Origin of the sequence: Sphingomonas sp. A2-49, assembly GCF_025548555.1 — a bacterium.
In the GTDB taxonomy this organism is placed as follows: Bacteria; Pseudomonadota; Alphaproteobacteria; order Sphingomonadales; family Sphingomonadaceae; genus Sphingomonas.
In genome coordinates this window covers 46,780-63,228 of sequence record NZ_JAJLPA010000009.1, presented here as the reverse complement: position 1 = coordinate 63,228, position 16,449 = coordinate 46,780, and the positions used below count along the sequence as shown (strand labels likewise).

The window sequence follows — 16,449 nt, the reverse complement described above, 5'->3', positions numbered from 1 at the left end:
TTCAGAGCGCCTGCCCCTTGTATGCCTTCACAAGCGTCTCGACGGATGAAAGGGACGAGCGCGCCGCTCGGATCGCGGTGTAGATCTGCTCCTTCGTGACCTTCGCGGCAGCGGGCGGTGGCGCTGGCGTCGGAGCTGCCGGGACCGGGGCGGGTTCAGGTGCTGGCGCGGGCGATGCATCCGGGAGGGGCGCGGGAGCTGGCATCGGCGCCGGCGTGACGACCGGCGCAATCGCGGCGTCGAGCTCGGCGCGGATCCGTTTCCAGACCGGTTGCAGCGTTGCGCCAAAGAACCCGAACGCCGTCGACGGCGTCGCGTAATTGTAGAGCGGCTGGACCGCGCCGCCCTCAGCAACGAACGCCTCGTCATAGGCCGCCAGCACCCCGTCTGCGTCCGGGTGCATCTGCATGTCGTAATAGAAGGCGCGCAGCGTCTCCCAATCGTGTGCCGACCCGTTGGCGTTGAGGTGCCACATGCCGCCCTCATAGGCCCAATATTCAGCGCCGACCGACGTCGCGCGTTTCACGCAGTCGCGCATCTGCTCGCGATATTTCGGGATGCCCGCCAGGATGTAAGCCAGCGCGCCCTTGGCGTCGCCACGCTGGGCATAGCCCCAGGCAAGGTCCGGATTTTTGCCATAGTCGTTGAAGTCGGACGAGACGTAGCTCGTCGCCGATACAATTTCGAGGTCGTTCGGATCACAGCCGGCATCCCGGATGCCCTGGAACTGCATGTCGGTATGCCACATGTTCACGAACTGGCCGCACTGCGCGACGCCGGCCCGCTTGCCCTTCGTCGCCCGCAGCAGTCGCGCGATCTGGGCACCGATCCAGCCGTTCGGATTGTCCGGTCCCTGGTCATGCGCGTATTTCGTCTGCACGAACTGCCAGTTCCAGGTCTCGTTCGAATACTCGAAGATCGCCGGCAGGATCGACTGCGCTTCGACACAGGCGACCGTCTCGGCGATCGACGCATCGGTGACGAGGTGCGGGAAGCTGATCCATGGACGGACGCCGGCCGCGTTGCAAAGCTCGACGACCTCGGCCACCGAGCCGCGATCGCCATAGCCCTCGGCCGCCGGGTGGATCGGCAGGAAGTCGGCGAGCGAGGCGTTGGTGTCGAGGAAGTCCATCGCGCGCCAGGCGACGAAGCCGCGCACGTCGGCGACGTATTCCGGCTTGAAGGTCTGCGTCAGCGCTTCCTGCCCCTTGGGCACGATCCGAATGTTGGTCGGCTTTCCGCTGCGCACGATCACCATCGGCCAGCTGGCCGGCGTGGCCGCCGTGAAGTCGATGCGATTGCGCGTCGCCGCCTTCTTCTCGACGCCGATGTCGAGGACGCCGTCGCCCTCCCAGGTCAGCACCATTTCCCGGCCCTCGTCGCCGACAAGCGGCGCGAGATAATAGGCAACCGCCTCACCGGCCTTCGCGGGCGCGTTGGCCGAGGTCATCTTCCCCGCTGCCCGCATCCGATTGAGGAAGGGCTGGTTGGACCAATAGTTGATGCCGTCGGAGGCAAGCATGCGCTTCATCAGAAGGCTCCTTATGCGGCCGCAATCGCGGCGATGATGGGGGCGGCGGGGATCGGCGCGCGGCCGTCGGCATAGGTTGTGTAGAACAGGACCGTGTCGTCGTAGGACCAGCCGTACATGCTGCGCACCTTCACCGGCCCGCCAGGGTCCGCCGCAAGGGCGATCCGCAGCTTGCCACTGACAAGCGTCACGTCGCTGATCGCGAGCGTGGTCGCGAAGTTGTCGGCCGACACCTGATAGCCGAGCTTGCCCTGCTTCGTCGCCGGCGGAACGTTCCCGGTCGCGAACGACGTCGGCCCGGTGATGGCGGTGCCGCCATTGAGGTCGAACGTCACATCGATGAGGGCGCCAGATCTGGTCGCCGACGTCGCCAGCGCGCCACGGCCGTCCGGCACGTTGACGCCGAAATACTTGGCGATCGAATAGGCCGCTCGACGGCCCATCTCGGCGTAGCCCAGCTTTCGGTTGCTGTAGTGGTAGGCGTCGTTGCCATTGTGCTCGGTGCCGAGCTTGTAGTCGCCGATGAAGACGCGCGGGTCGAGCGTCGTCGCGAGGCGATACTGCTCCTGCATGGTGTTACGCTGAAGGTCGTTCTGCACTGCCCCGAGATCGGCATAGGGCACATCGCCGGTCGAGGCGAAGCGGCCGACGGGTGAAAAGAACATCGGAGCCTGCGGGTTGTTGGAGATCGTGCGCAGGCCCGGCAGGACGTTGTTGTTGAAATCGTTCGCCCAATAGGTCGGATTGGCTGCACTGTCGGCATCGCCCTCGCCCTGGTCGCCGATCCAGAACTCGACGATGCCGCGGCGCGAAGCCAGCGCATCCACGTATTTCTGCCAACCGCCTTGCCCTGGTGAATTGAAGTAGAGCGCAGTCGAATCGTTGCCCTGTGCACCGATGCCAACAGGCTTGCCGAGGAGCTGGGACAGCACGCGCGCGCATTCGTGCATGCCGGTCGGCTGATAGGCGTTGGTCGCGGTCGACCAGCCCGACGCCGGCGCACCGGCAATGATGCCTCTAAGGGTGACGGCTGCCCAGGGCGTGCGCGTGTTCAGCGCGGCGTCGGAACCATCGACCGGCCCCTGCCGGTAATTCGAATTGCTCTGCCCCCACGTCTCCCCGCGGATGCCCGACAGCACCGGCAACGAAAGGTCGACGCGCGCCTTGCCATCGCTCGCGTCCACATAGCCGGCCTGAACGATATAGGGCCCGCCAGTTGGCACGAACGCGAACGCCGTGGCAGCACTGCCATTGACGCTCACGTTTGCCATTGGCGCAAACGCCTTGACCTCGGCGAGCGTGCCCGGCGTCAGCAGGCGATAGACCCACGACTGCGGGTTGGCGCCGGCAGCCATTGTCATCGCCACCTTGGTGCTGCCGCCGGTCGCCGTCAGACTATCACGACCGACAAACTCGTCGACGCTGTCAATCGCAACCTTAAGTGGATCAACCGTGATATATTCCAGCACTGGATAGCGCCACAGCGACGCCGTGACGCCGGCCCGGCCGCTGCGCTTGGCAGCCGCAAGGGTGCCCGTCTGGTCGACTGTATCGATCGGATAGCCGTATCGGTTGCTTGCTACCGGTATCCATTTGCCGTCGACCATCGCGCGGAATTTACCGTCACGGACCGTCAGTCGGATCTCGCCCTTGTCCTTGAACGCGACGCCTCCGAAGAATTGTTCGTTCTGAAAATTGCCGTTGATGACCGGAATGATGGACAGCCGGCTCAGCCCCTTACTGATAAAGACGCGAACGAAGCTGTTCGCGTCCTGATAGTAGAGGTGGAACCACTGGCGCGACTCCTCCCAAGCATCACCGTTGCCGTCGACAGTCGAATAGCCGAACGTTGCGACGTGGTCGCCGAGCGAACCGCCGAAGAACGCGGAACTTGACGCGTCATACTGACCCGTTCGATGAAGGTAACCGTCCTTTACCTCGAACGCTCCGAACGAAGCGTCCTGCGCCGACCAATTCGCGCGGCCGGCCAGCGACGAGGTGCCGGCCGGCGCCGTGAAATCGTCGGCGTAGAGCGGCGCCGCGAGGGTCGGCGCCACAAAGGCGCTGTCGTCGTTCTGAATCGTGCCGGTCGCCGACATCGAGGTGCCGGCGGCATAGCCCGAGGGCACGCCGATCGACACGGTGAAGGTCTCATCGGCCTCGGTGACGGTGTCACCATTCACGCTGATAGTGAATTGCCCGCTGGCCTGGCCATCGGACATCGGAACGATGCCGCCCGTTGGGTAGGCCCCGCCGGTGAAGTCGTCGGCACTGGTCGAGCCGGCTGCAAACAGCCACGACACGTTCACCGCACCGACCGCCGAGGAGCGGGTGACCGTGAAGGTGAAAAGCGTCGGCCCGGCGTTGCCTTCGGCTTTCGCTTGCGAGGTAGACAAATAGACGGTCGGCGTCGGCACCGGCGTCGGCGTCGGCGTGCTGCCCCCGCCCTGCTTGAGCGCCTGGATGTCGACCAAGGCGCCGTTGATGGTGTCGCGGATGTCCTTGTTGGACGATCCGTTTTGGATGGTGGTGAGGACGGTCATGGGCGGTCGCTCCAGGCTTTGGTGTCGTCCCAGCTGCCCGTGTCGAGCCAGAGGGCGTAGATGATGGGCAGCGCGGTGCCGCCGAGGAGGATGGCGAGCGTCGGCCGCCCGCGGTGCCGGGTCAGCCCCAGGCCGAGCCGCATCAGTAGATCGCGAGCATGTCGGCCGCGGTGGTGCCGGTTGCGAGGACCCGGCGCGGGCGGAAGGGCACGATCGCGCCAGCGGGCACGTTGCGCCAGACAACTGCTGCGGCGCCCGTGGCCTCGTTGTCGCCGATCATGGCGATGTCGCCGCCCGTGCCCACGTAAAGCGCCTTCGGCGTTTCGGTCAGGTCGACCGTATCGCTCGGCGCCACCGCCTTCGCCCGCTCGCCGGGATCGGACACACTCGAGAAGACCTCGCCATACCGGTCGACCATCTCTCGTTCCTCTCTTCAGCTGGGGGTCAGGCCTTGGGCTTCTTGATCTCGGCCTTCACCGCCTTCACGACGGGGCCGATCGCCGAGACGGCGCTGATGACGAGGGTGGGATTGGCCTTCGCGACCTTGATCGCGGCGCCGAGCAGCTTGCCGATGTTCATGTGCATTCTCCTTTGCTGACCGGAGCGGTCAGGCTTCGTTGCGAGAGAGGGGGACGCCGGCGATGGCCGTCATTCTGACCGGGCCGAGAATGACGGGGCGGCCGGCTGGCCAGCGACGCGCGACACAGCGCGCCTTTTCGATGCGGGTGACACTGACCCGGTCGCCCTGATTGCCGCCAAGGACGTGGTAGGCGCGGTCGTCCTCGCCGACGTACAAGCCGACGTGGCCGCCGCCCGGACGTTCGAAGACGAGGATCGCGCCCGGCGACAGGCGATCCGCGCGGAGGTTCTGCCCCCAGGTCGCCCAGCTCTTCGCGCGCACGGCGATGGAGGGCGGGGTCAGACCGGCCTCCGTGACGCACGCCGCCACGAACAAGCCGCACCATGGCACGCTGTCGGCGTTGTAGACCATGCCGAGCACCTTCGCGCCGAGGCGCGCGGCCCAGCCGAGGATCGTCGGATTGTTGGCGGCGCCGGCTGCTTCACGCGTGCCGAGCTTCGCCCGCGCGGCGAGCAGCCACGCTGGTTCTTTTGCCATGCTGAAATCCTTTGGACTGTCACGGGCCGTTAATCGGCGTCGTTTAGTTGAGACGACGGCTGCCAATTGGCGGTCGTGTTATGGCTACGGGTTTACACCGGCCCAGTACGTGGCCAGCGCCCCGCCGATCTCATTGCCAACCGTTATCGGCGGGGCGCATCGTTTCGATTTACGACAATCACACTGGTTGATTTCGATCAGCCAACGTGTGATTTGAACTACAGATCGCGATGCCACCTGCACGCGATCCAACGCCGGTCGGGCGTGAACACCTGACCGGCGTTGTTGCCGCGGCAATTATGTGTCGGCCTTGTCGACATCGATGCCGAACACGGTCCCCGCCTTTTGCAGGTAGCGCTCGGCGATCTTGAAAATGCCCTCGCCCAGTATGCCGAGGGCGGCACCGTAGAGCAGCGCGCCGAGCGGCTCGGGCCGCTGCGACACAATCAGTGCCGCAGACACCGCAAGCGCCATGCCCGTTACCGGTATGTCGAGCGTCCAGCGGTGCTCTTTGCGCACAGCCTGCGCCGCCCCGATCCAGAGTCGCGCGGCAAAACACCCGAACAGCGCAGCGATCATGCATGCAGCCTCGAACGGGAAGCCGAGGAAATGCCAGACGACCGGCTGCGAGGTCGCAACGGTCGCGCCCTTCTGCACCATTGCAGCAGCGGCGACCGGTAGTATTGCCGCCATCGTGACGCCCCCTTTATAGATGCCCCCGGTGCCAATCATCGCGTCGACACCACGCCGATCGCGGCGACGAACGTCAGCAATCCCAGCTGAAGCATGCGCTTCACCATCGGCCATGCGAGCCACATATCGACAGGGAACGGCACCTTGCGCTGCTGCTCGACCATGCCGGGCTCCGAACAGATGTAGAGCAGCAGCCCGGATAAGCCGCATGCGACCGCGAAGGGGTCGAACAGTCGTTTGACCGTGTTGTAGGTGCCCGTGGCGACGGGATCGCGTGGATCCCAGCCCCAGAGCGTCAGCGCCTCCGCGCCGCATCGGATAGTGATGCCGGCCGCAAACAGGATGCCTAGCGTCCGGTAGATGCCGGCCGGCGACAGCCAAGTATCTTCGCGCCGATGCTTCAACCAGTCTCCAATCAGCTTCACCAGCACCATGACGCCGACCATGGTGGCGATCGTCATGCAGGCGAGATTGATGACGACAAGCCATCCCATGCCGTTGAAACTGGGCTGCGCGATCGTCTGCGGCCCATGCGCCACCGCCTGGGCGGCGAAGCTGGTGTTGCTCATGATGCTGTCCTTCATGGTCGGGGCGCGCAGCCGAGGAAGGCGGTTTCGACGTTGCGACGGCAGTGGCCGGGTGCGGCGCCCAACAGCACGAACAGTCGGTCTATGACGGCTTCAAGCGCCAGCCCCCAGCGGTGCCCTTTGATGGCTGCCCGGCCGACGCGGCTCGATATCGTCTCGTCGGCCGACGGCGTGGGACCGCCTGCGACGACGTAGATCGGAACAGCGATAATGATGTAAATCAACTGATCGATCGCCACGAGCAGCTGGCGCAGGCCAAGCCAGAAGCGCTCAACCACCGAGCGCCGCCCAATCAACGGTGGCGGCAATTACGATCGCGCCGATGCTGTCCGCAACCTCGACGGCGTCTTTCGCTCCCAGCCGCAGCCCCTCGATTGCGCCCGCGGCGCGCTCCCAATCCGCTTCCCGCTGCAAGACCTCCGCGCAGAGCGCTTCAAGGGACATGCGACGGCTGGTCGCCTCTGGCTGAAGCATCCAGGTCGGCGCCGAATTGTCCGCGAGCCACCGCCGCGCCGCGTTCGCCTTCAGCAGGTACGCACCAATCTGACCGGGCAGCGCCGTGATGAACCGCTGGCGGATCGCTTCGGCTTCGGCATCGATCCGCGCTGCACTTGCTGCGCGCACGATGTCGAGGTCGACGGTAGAGCCGCGAACGGCTGCCGCCGGCACCAGCACCATGCCGAGACCATCGCCCAATTCCTGTTGCGCGGCGGTTCCGGGCGTGCCGCTGCCGCGCCAGCGCTGCTCGCCAGAGGCGAGGTCGTAAACGATCCAATATTCCATAAGGCCCCCTTGGGAGATCAGCGCTTGAACTCGGTCACGGCGATCGCGGCGTCCGAATAGCTCCACGCCCCGCTGGGGACGCTGAAGCGGAGGAAGAACTGTACGGCGGTCCCGGCCGGGAACCCGGTGATTTGAAACAGGCTCACCGGGACCGCCGTATTCGACGGCGAAAACGCGACCTGTCGCGACAGGGCCACCTCGCCACCGCTATAGGCGGCGAACAGCTGCACCTTCATGATGCCCGCTCCGCTGTTGCGGTTGCCGTCCGACTGAACGTCCACTTTCATGGTGCCGCCGTTGCTGGCGATCGACAGTCGAGCGCTTTCGCCGACCTCACCTGCCGGAATGTTAAACTGACTCATCCCGCTGATCGCGACGGTGTTGGTAATGCCATTCTGGGCGATCTTGTCGGTGATGACCGAGCCGCCGACCAGCAGATTACCGCTGATGCTGAGGTCGCCGATCAGGTCTGCGCCGCCACCGCCGTTCGCATCGGCGCTCAGTGTCAGCTGCGCGCGGCCGTTGCCCGCCGTCGCCAGGAACCGCACATAGGCCGACGCCCGGCCTTGCAGATCGACGATCGTGCCGGCTTGCTGCTGCACGGTTGCCTTAGTGCCGCGGTACTCTGACGTCAGCTCGGTGACCGTCTGTGCGACCGCGCCTGCCTTGGCATCGGCGATGGCCGCCGCACGATCCTCAATCCGGGCATTGACTGCGCGCTGTAGTCCACTGTCCGCAGCAAAATTGACCTGCGCTTCCAGCGCGGCTGTGCGCGAGGCTGCGGCGTAGCGGTTGGGCAGGTCAGCCAGCGTGTTTTCGGTTGCCGTCACGCGGGCGGACACCGCACCGATCACCGTGCGATCGTTGCCCGGCGCGTAGGGCGCCCACGTGTTGGTGCCAGCCTGAACCTCGGTCACGAATGGCCGCGACATCCAACCGTAGCCATCGACCGAGACGTTGTAGAGCCGGAAGACGAAGGCGGCCGCGACCGCATCGGCAGGCACCTGCACCGACTTCGAGCCGGTCAGGTCCCACCCGGCAATGCTCTTGCCGCCCTCGTTGATCCGGGGGCTCATGAACTCGCCGGCATAACCGGCCAGCGAGCCGTCCGCGCGATAGAAGAACAGCGACGTCCAGACGTTACTGCGGTGGTTCGAGGTCAGGGCGTAGAACTGAAGGAAGCTGCCCGGCCGCACGGCGAACCGCGCCGACTGCGCTTCGGCGCAGAGCCCGTCGCCGGCCTGCGCCCGGTAAAGCGTGAGGTTATTCTCGTACCCGCCAATCATGTACGGCTCGCCGGCGCGGTTGAGCGTCATCGTCGCCAGCGCGCCCGCATTAAACGTCAGCGCCCAGCCGTCCAGCGTTGCCAGCGCCGTGTTCGGCACCAGGTTGCCTCCGCCCTGCGCAACGGCCTCCAGCGTCTGGATACGACCGGCATAGCCCTGCGAGGCATTGCTGAGCGTCGTGATGCGCTGATCGTAGCCGCCGAGCGTCAGGTCGACGCCCTGGAACCGGGTGTTCACGCTGGTCGTCAGGTTGGCGACGGCTTGCGCGGCACCGGCCGCCGTCGTCGCGACCTCGGCGACCCTAGCGTCGGTCAGCTGCGCCGTGCCGACTTCCTCCAGCCAGAAGCTGTGGACTTGCACATACCCGCCGGCGAACGGCCCGGCGCCTTCGGGATAGTTGGCGAGGAACGTCGCTCGCACGACGTTGACGCGGGGGATGAACTTGCCGCCGACCTGGAACTGAAGGCCATCGGTAGCGGGCCAGAGGCCGGTGTACAGCTGGTCGACGGTGTAGGTGCCTGCCGGCAGCATGCCGTGGACGTTGTCGACGTAGCTGTTGCCGATGAAGGCGCCCGATGCGTCGTACATCGACAGCCCGACATAGGTCACCTGCGCAGGACCATAGACCGTGAAGACGCAATGGAGGCGCATGCCGCGGCCGGTGTCGACCACCTTGGCCCCGCCCGTCATTCCCAACTGGCAATATTGCCCGGCAGCCGATTGCGCGACGCGTCCCGCCCCGTAGCTGGGGAAGGTGAAGCCAGCCTGCGACCAGTTGGCCTCACCGGCGCTAAAATCGGCGTTGGGCGTGATACCCTTGGCCGCGGTGAAGCTGCTCTGAACGCTGTCGATGCGCTGCCCGATCGCGCCGTCGCGAGCGATCGACGCCGTCTCGACGCGGGCGATCTCGGTCCGGGCGACCGTATCGACGCCCTCACTGCCGCCCCCGCCCGACGCAACGAGCTGATCGATCCGCTCGCCGATCGCCCGGTCAGCGTCAGAGAGCGCGGTGACGCTACTCGTGATGCGGGTGTTCGTCGCGGTGTTCAGGTCACGATAGTCGGTGGTGACCGCATCGATCCGCTGGCCAAGCGCGCGGTCCGCATCGCTCAGGCCCGTTGCAGTCGTGGTAATGCGGGTGTTCGTTGCCTGGTCGCGGTTCTGATAATCGGTGACTACTGTGTCGACACGCTGCCCGATCGCCCGCTTGTCGTCGGCGCGGGCCGTATCGACGGTCGAGATCAGGGCGCGAACCTGCGTATCGTCGTAGCCACCGCTGACCGAGATGGTGTCGATCCGTTGCGAAAGCTGCTCGTCGGCACCCTTGGCACGGGTGACCTCCGCCGCCAGATCGAGCACCGCCTGGTTCAGGTCACTGCGCGCGCCGTCGATGCGCTGGTTGGCCAGCGCAACCGCCTGATCCGCGGCGGCTCGGGTGGTGCCGATCGCCGTGTTGGCATCGGCCACCGCCTTGTTGATTGCCGGGATCGTGACGTTGTCGATCGCCTGCGCACGCGCCTTCATCGCGTCGAACTCGGACAGGACTTGCGTCGTCGGCCGGCCGCCGACCGCGGCGGTATCCTTCGACGTGTTCTCGCTGGTCTTGTCGGCGTTGTCGGTCGGCTTGGTACCGGCAGGATCACCGATATCCGGCCAGTCGACGGAGCCGGCGCCTCCGCCAATCGGCACGACCTTGCCCGCAGTGCTGAGTCCTTCGATCGACAGCGACAGCTTGCTGACGCTCGTCCCGATCTCGATGGAGAAGTCGCGGAAGAAGCCGTAGACGGTCAGGCTGTCGAGGCCGGCGTCGCCCAGCCACAGCGACGGCAGCGCGCGCGCCGCGGCGATGCGTCCGGCGACCTGGTCGACGGCGTCGGTCCGGATCAGCGCCTTCGCCGCCATCTTCTTGGCCCAAGCACGCGGCACGATCGACACCTCGCCGAAGTCGTCGACGACCTTGCGGCTGTAATCGGTGATGCTGGCGGTCGGCGATGCCTCGGTGACGCCCAGACCGGTCAGGCGGCCGATCAGCAGCGTGCCGACCGACACCGTCCCATCGCCAGCGCCTAACGTGTCGCGCCAGCTGGCATAGTCCGACCAGCGCGCGCCGTCGTCCCAAGGGCGCGGCGTCGCGGTGGCGGCGGCCGGCGTCAGCGTGACGGTGACGTTCGCGCCGGCGGGTGCCGCGAGGTCAAGGAATAGCGCCGAGCCGGCGCCGTCGACCACCGCCTGCGTGCGGTCGTAGCTTCCCGCCTGAACCCGGACCGTCGCGGCATTGGTGTCGAGCACGGCGAGCCCGGTGACGGCGGGGCCCGGCTTGAGCGTCAGCACGATCGCCGAGGCCGACGTCGTCACCGAGCCGAGCGCCTGGTCGAACATCGCCCAGCGGCCGGTCGGGCCGACGTCGAACCACTTGCCGGACGTGCCCGCCGGATCGTTGCCGACGTTGGCGCCCGCAAGGCTCTCGTAGATCCGATGCGTCGCGGCCTTGATCACACGCGTTCCGGCCGCATAGGTCGTGGCAACCGACCATTCGGGCGCGTCCGCCTCGGCGACGCTGCTCGTCGACAGGACGGCATCGGTGACCGCGATCGGCTGTAGCATCAGCAGCGACGAGGCTCGCCCGGTCGGTGCCGGATCGACCCCGCTGTCGACGAACGCGTCGTCCTCGACGATACCCTCGACCGTGAGCGTGCAATAGCTGATCGGCGGGACCGCGAGGTCGAGCTCGAAGTCCTTGTAGAGACCGGTGACCGACAGGCTGGCGATGTCGTCGTCCGCGATCCACAGCGCCGGCGTCGCTCGCAGGGCGGCGAGCTGGCGCTGGATCGCGTCGACATCCTCAAACGGCACGGCGAGGCGCACCGACATGCGACGCGCGAAGCCGCGCTTCACCACCGTCGTCACGCCGAAATCATCGGTGACCCGGCGGCTGTAATCGGTGATCCCGATGGTCGGCGCCGCCTCGACGGCGCCCAGCTCTATCGTGCCGTCCTGCGTTACGACCCTCATGCGGCGTCCTGCTGCTGCGTCACGACCAGCGCCGTTCCGCTGTCAGTCACCGCGTCAATCTGCTTGACGAGGCGCCCGGTGTTGCCGGCGGTCGCGGCGTGACCGGAATTATTTTCACTGCGCAGCTGCACGATCTCGGCCTTCAGCGCCCGAATCTCGCTCGCGGCGTCAGCGGCCGGCGTGGCGGTGGTCGACGTGCCCTGCGCGTCGGCCGCCGCGGCGACCTGCGCGGCCGGCGTCGCGCCGGTCGCCGTCGCCTTGGTGAGAGCGCCGACGACGCCATAGGTCGCCTCCAGCGCGGCTGCGGTCTGCGCCTGCACGCGCGCCAGTTCCTGCCGGCTGGTCGCCGCGTCGGCCGCCGCGCTGAGCAGCGCCTGGCTGAGGCCCGGCAGGCTCTTGGCGGCGTCCATGTCGCCTCCGCGCGCCGCGGCGTTGGCGGCGTTGAACTGGCCCATGAGCGTCGCAAAGCCATTGCCGCCAGTCGGGTCGGTCAGGCCGCGGATGCGCTTGACCTCGTCCATGATGCTGTCGCCGACCGAGGTCCACGCCTGCCGAAGCTCGTCGGCGGCCTTGGCGGCATCCTGCGCGTCCTGGATCGCGTAGATCTGCTCCTGGATCGCGCGGTTGCTGGCATCGAGCTTGGCGAGGTCGAGCGCGCGGATCGCGGCGGTGTCACCCTTCACCTCAAGCAGCTTTCGCTCCAGATCCTGCCGCTCGGTCGCGATGTCGGCGGCACTGCGCGTTGAGCCGAGCGCCTGTTGCAGGTCGGCGAACGCCGGCGCGAGGCGCAGGAGCGCGGCATAGGTGCCCTGGCCGGCCGTCGTCGTCAGGTCCTGCGCCTCCACCAGCGCGCGGAAGCCTGCGAGCGTCGTCGGCATGGCGGCACCGAGGCTGTCGAACACCTTGGACAGCTGTGCCGTCTTGGCGGCCGACTGCTCGGCCGCGCTGTAATAGGCGCCGAAATAGGCATCGACCGCGCTGGTGAGATCGCCGATCGTGTCGAACTGGTCGGCAAGGCCGAGCTTGGCGTCGATCGACATGGCGCGTGCGCTGGTGCCGACGAGGTCGAGCGACGACGACACCGCCTCCAGCGTGGATGCAACGCGGACCAGCGTCTCGAACGTGCCTTCGCCCGCCTTCTGGAACCGCGCGATTCCAGGGAACGCCGCCTCGGCCATGCCATCTGCCGCGGCGCCGAAGATCGCCTCCAGCTTTTCCTGGATCTCGGTGCCGGTCAGGCCCTTCAAGTCGATCTTGCCGATGTTGACGACGAAGCCGTTGAGCCGCGCCTCGACTGCGCCGGTCGCCTCGCCGAGCGGGCCGGCGGCATGCCCGATCGCGGTGGCGAAGCTGCGCAGGATGAGCGTGAACTGGTTTTCGAGGCCGGCATCCGCTGCGGCGAATTGCGTCGAGGTCTTGGTCGAGGTGGTGATGCCGAAGAGCTTCTTCTTTTTCTCGACATCGGAATAGGTCGAGGCGTCGAACCCGCCCGACAGGATGCTGCCGACCGACTGCGCACCGCCATAGAGGCCGCTGCCGATCACCGTCGTCTTCGTGCCGAACAGCGAGGCGAGCGCGTTGCCGAACACGGGGATCGCCTTCAGCACCGAACCGATCGCGTTGGTCTTGAACCCCTCGGTGGTGCCGGCCGACGCATCGATGTTGCCCGACCGGACGAGGACGGCCGCAAAGCCGCCGATCTGGTTGTCGATCGAGCGCAGCGAGCTTGCCATCTGGCGCGCGAACACGCTGGTCGCGGTGTCGACGTCCTTCAGGGCATCGATCGAGCGCTTCAGGCTCTCGCTCTGCGCCTTGCTATCGCCCAGGACCGTCCCGGTGCCGGTGTTGGTGACCGGTGCCGCCTTCGCCCCGCCACCGCCGCCACCGAAGACGGCGATCCCCGACGCGACCAGTGCAGCAGCGGTGGCCGCCATCGCCGCAATGTTCGCCGGGAAGGGCAGCTTCGATTGGTGCGCGACACCTTCGGCGCCGGCCGCGGTCGCGCGCGCGGCGCTGCCGGCGACGAAGCCGAACGTCTCGGCCGCGTTCTGCACCATCGCCTGGATCGACATGGCGAGCTGCGCGACGCGATAGACCTTCTCGGCCGCCGCCATCGCCTTGTAGCCCTTGCTGCCTTCCTTGAAGAACCCCTTCGCCGCGGAGGCCATGCTTCCGAAGGCGTCGATCTGCGTCGAGGCCGACTGGATCGCGAACACCTGGTTCTCGTGCGCGATCGCCTTCTGGTTGCCGTTTGCCTTGCGGATCGCCTCGTCGTGCGATCGCTGCAATGCTGCCTGGTCGGCGTAATACCCCGTCATGATGGTCAGCACGTCGCCGATCGTCGAACCGACGTGGCCAAAGGCGTCGGCCATGCCCTGCGCGGCCCGCTGCGCGGTCTGGTCGATCGTGTCGAAGAGTTCCGAGGTGCGCGACAGCGAGGCGTTGAACGCGTCGTTCGCCTCGACAAGCTTCTGCTGAGCGACGGCGATCTCGACCTGCTGGTCGATCCATTCCTTGCCCGCCGTGCCGGTCCGACCCTTTGCCTGCGCTTCCTGCGTCGCGCGGATCGTCGCCAGCGCGCGGATCCGCTCCATGTCGGTCGCGCCAACGAGCCGCAGCTCCTCGCGCAGATAGTCGAGCTGGTCGCGTCCCGACGCGAGCTCGGCCTGCCGCTGGGCTTCGCGCTCGGCGTCGGTCAGACGGTCGCGGGCGGCGCGCTGCTTGTCGAGCTGCGCGGTCGCCTCGGCGAACCCCTTGGCGTCCTTGCTCTGCTTGGCCGCCTCGATGGCGGCGAGCAGCGGCAGATCGGCAAGCCGCGCCTGCAAGAAATCGTTGGCGAGCGCGGCGGGCACGTTGCCGGCCGCGACTGCCGCGTTGACCTGCTCCTGCATCGCCGCCTGGTCGATCATGCCGGCGGTCGACTGCGCGGCCGTCTTTACCCGCTCGGCGACCGCGAGGCGGATCTCGCGCGCAACCGCGACCTCGATATCCGCCTGCTTCTTGATTGCGGTGCTCTCGGCCTTCACCCGCGCCTCGGCGATCAGCGCCGCAGCGCCCGACACGCCATAGGCGTCGGCGAGCTTGTAGAGGTTGCGGATCTGCGCCTCGACCGCCTCGGCGTCGCGCGCCAGCGATTCGGCATGGCGGTCCACCTTGGGCTTGGGCTCGTTGTTGAACCCGATCGTCCTGGCGTTGCGCTCGCGCGCATTCTCGATCGCGCCCTTCTTCACGCGCTGACCGAGCTTGCCGAGATAGGTGTCGGCCTTCCGGTACGCCTCGCCATAGGTGCGGTCGAGGAGCGTCGGATCGCCGGTCAGGAGCTTCTGCAGGCCCTCCCGGCTGCTGATCGCGCCGAGGTACGCCTTGGTACCCGCGACGCCGGCATAGAGCCCGGCGAGCGCCGCGCGGCCGTAGGACGTCAGGTCGTCGAGCACCTGCTTCACGTCCTTGCCCATGCCCTTCATGTCGCTGACGAACTGCGATGCGACGTCCTTGCCGACCTCCTCGAACAGCGCCTTCGAGACGTCGCCCCATTCGACGGTCGCGTCCTTCAGCTTGAACAGCTCCTGCTTGGTCGCATCGGCCCCGCCGGTGATGTCGCCGAGGTTGCGGGTGAGCTGGTCGCTCTTGACGCCTTCGTTGACCCAGCGGGCGAACAGCGCGAAGCCGGCGCCGGCCGCGGCCAGGCCGACGAGCAGCGGCGCGAAACGGAGCGCGAGGCCCGCCACTTCCTTGCCGAACCCGCGGAGGCCACCCTCGGCCATCTGCGCGACCTGGACGATCTGGAAACCCTGCTGGATGAACACCGTCATCGGCTTCTGACCGGTCAGCAGCCCCTGCGTGATGTCGGGCAGCTGCAACGCGATAGTCTGGAGGGCGAAACCGCTTTTGCGCGCCGCGCCTGCCATGGTCGTGTGCGTCTGTGCCGCAACGTTGGCGCGGTCGATCAGCAGGCCTTCCGCCCGCGCCATATCCTCGGCGGACAGGCCCGCGGCCGTCATCACCCGGCGCGCCTCGACGAGCTCTTGGTTGAGCCGGTTCTGCGCGGTGGCGGCCGGATCGAGCATCGCCTTGAGGTCGGCAAGCGTCGCGGCATCGCGCGCCGCGGCGGCCTCCTGCTCGCGCAGCGCGACGATGCCGCGGCGAGCCGCCGCCTCGAACTGGTCGTGCGCGAAGGCGGCCGAACGCAGCTGCTGTTCGTGCGCGGCGAGCGAGGCGGCCTTCAGGATGGCATCCTCCTCGCGCATCGCCTCGACGCCGGCACGCACGCGGGATTCGAACAGGTCGTGCGCGTGGGCGGCCTCGCGCAGCTCGCGCGCGCGGATCTCCAGGGCGGCGGACTTCAGCGCCGCCTCCTCTTCCTTCATCGCGACGACGCCGGCGCGCACCCGCGCCTCGAACAGCTCGTGCGCGTGCGCGGCGTCCCGCATCGCCTGGGCTTCGGCCGCGGCGGCCGCAGCCGTCTTCATCTCCGCGGCGACGAGCAGCTCTTGCTCTGTGCGCAGCCGCATGGCGAGATCGGTGTTGCGGGTCCGCTCGGCGGCCAGCGCCGCCTCCTCGACGCGCATCGCGCGGATCTCGTCGCGGCTCTTGCCGTAGGTGGCGTTCTGGCGCTCCAGCTGGCGGACCAGCGCTTCGCCGGTGCGTTCGGCGCGCGCGGCTTCCTGCGCGACCGAGCGCAGCTCGCGCGTGGCGGTATTGCCGAGCGCCTTGAACTGCGCCGACGCCTCGCTGAGGTTGAGGCCGTCGGACACCGATGCCTGGATGCGCTGGAACTCGCGCACCGCGTTCGCGCTGGTCGTGCCGATCAGATCGTCGAGCGACTTCAGGCCGCCGAAGCTGTCGCCGAAGTTGATGACGAAATCGACGCCGAGATCGGGAGAGCCCGTATCCATGC

12 protein-coding genes are annotated in these 16,449 nt (G+C 67.3%); all 12 read right to left on the bottom strand.

What is annotated here, in order from left to right; translation table 11 throughout:
* Window position 1: 1 nt before the first annotated feature.
* Window positions 2-1,531 carry a hypothetical protein gene (locus LPN01_RS09805; RefSeq protein WP_262828215.1) on the bottom strand — a complete coding sequence of 510 codons (1,530 nt, stop codon included), beginning with the start codon at window positions 1,529-1,531 and terminating at the stop codon, window positions 2-4.
* Between the two features lie 11 nt (window positions 1,532-1,542).
* Window positions 1,543-4,074 carry a hypothetical protein gene (locus tag LPN01_RS09800; RefSeq protein WP_262828214.1) on the bottom strand — a complete coding sequence of 844 codons (2,532 nt, stop codon included), beginning with the start codon at window positions 4,072-4,074 and terminating at the stop codon, window positions 1,543-1,545.
* Complete coding sequence (locus LPN01_RS09795; RefSeq protein ID WP_262828213.1) at window positions 4,071-4,217, bottom strand: hypothetical protein; 147 nt, start codon at window positions 4,215-4,217, stop codon at window positions 4,071-4,073. The genes LPN01_RS09800 and LPN01_RS09795 overlap by 4 nt, the downstream gene beginning before the upstream one ends.
* Entirely contained in the window at window positions 4,217-4,492 is a 276-nt protein-coding gene (locus LPN01_RS09790) for a hypothetical protein (RefSeq protein WP_262828212.1), read from the bottom strand. Before LPN01_RS09790 ends, LPN01_RS09795 begins: the two co-directional genes overlap by 1 nt.
* A 26-nt stretch (window positions 4,493-4,518) precedes the next feature.
* Complete coding sequence (locus LPN01_RS09785; RefSeq protein ID WP_262828210.1) at window positions 4,519-4,653, bottom strand: hypothetical protein; 135 nt, start codon at window positions 4,651-4,653, stop codon at window positions 4,519-4,521.
* A gap of 28 nt (window positions 4,654-4,681) precedes the next feature.
* Window positions 4,682-5,191, bottom strand: coding sequence for a TIGR02594 family protein (locus LPN01_RS09780; protein ID WP_262828209.1), 510 nt, complete (start codon window positions 5,189-5,191; stop codon window positions 4,682-4,684).
* Between the two features lie 297 nt (window positions 5,192-5,488).
* Window positions 5,489-5,923: a hypothetical protein gene (locus tag LPN01_RS09775; protein WP_262828208.1), complete on the bottom strand. Its 435-nt coding sequence runs from the start codon at window positions 5,921-5,923 to the stop codon at window positions 5,489-5,491.
* Window positions 5,920-6,453: a hypothetical protein gene (locus LPN01_RS09770; protein ID WP_262828207.1), complete on the bottom strand. Its 534-nt coding sequence runs from the start codon at window positions 6,451-6,453 to the stop codon at window positions 5,920-5,922. The genes LPN01_RS09775 and LPN01_RS09770 overlap by 4 nt, the downstream gene beginning before the upstream one ends.
* A gap of 11 nt (window positions 6,454-6,464) precedes the next feature.
* On the bottom strand, window positions 6,465-6,749 hold the full coding sequence (locus tag LPN01_RS09765; RefSeq protein WP_262828206.1) for a hypothetical protein: 285 nt from the start codon (window positions 6,747-6,749) through the stop codon (window positions 6,465-6,467).
* On the bottom strand, window positions 6,742-7,254 hold the full coding sequence (locus LPN01_RS09760) for a hypothetical protein (protein ID WP_262828205.1): 513 nt from the start codon (window positions 7,252-7,254) through the stop codon (window positions 6,742-6,744). Before LPN01_RS09760 ends, LPN01_RS09765 begins: the two co-directional genes overlap by 8 nt.
* 17 nt (window positions 7,255-7,271) lie before the next feature.
* A complete protein-coding gene (locus LPN01_RS09755; protein WP_262828204.1) occupies window positions 7,272-11,552 on the bottom strand; it encodes a hypothetical protein in 4,281 nt (1,426 codons plus the stop codon).
* Window positions 11,549-16,447, bottom strand: coding sequence for a hypothetical protein (locus tag LPN01_RS09750; RefSeq protein ID WP_262828202.1), 4,899 nt, complete (start codon window positions 16,445-16,447; stop codon window positions 11,549-11,551). The genes LPN01_RS09755 and LPN01_RS09750 overlap by 4 nt, the downstream gene beginning before the upstream one ends.
* Window positions 16,448-16,449 lie beyond the last annotated feature (2 nt).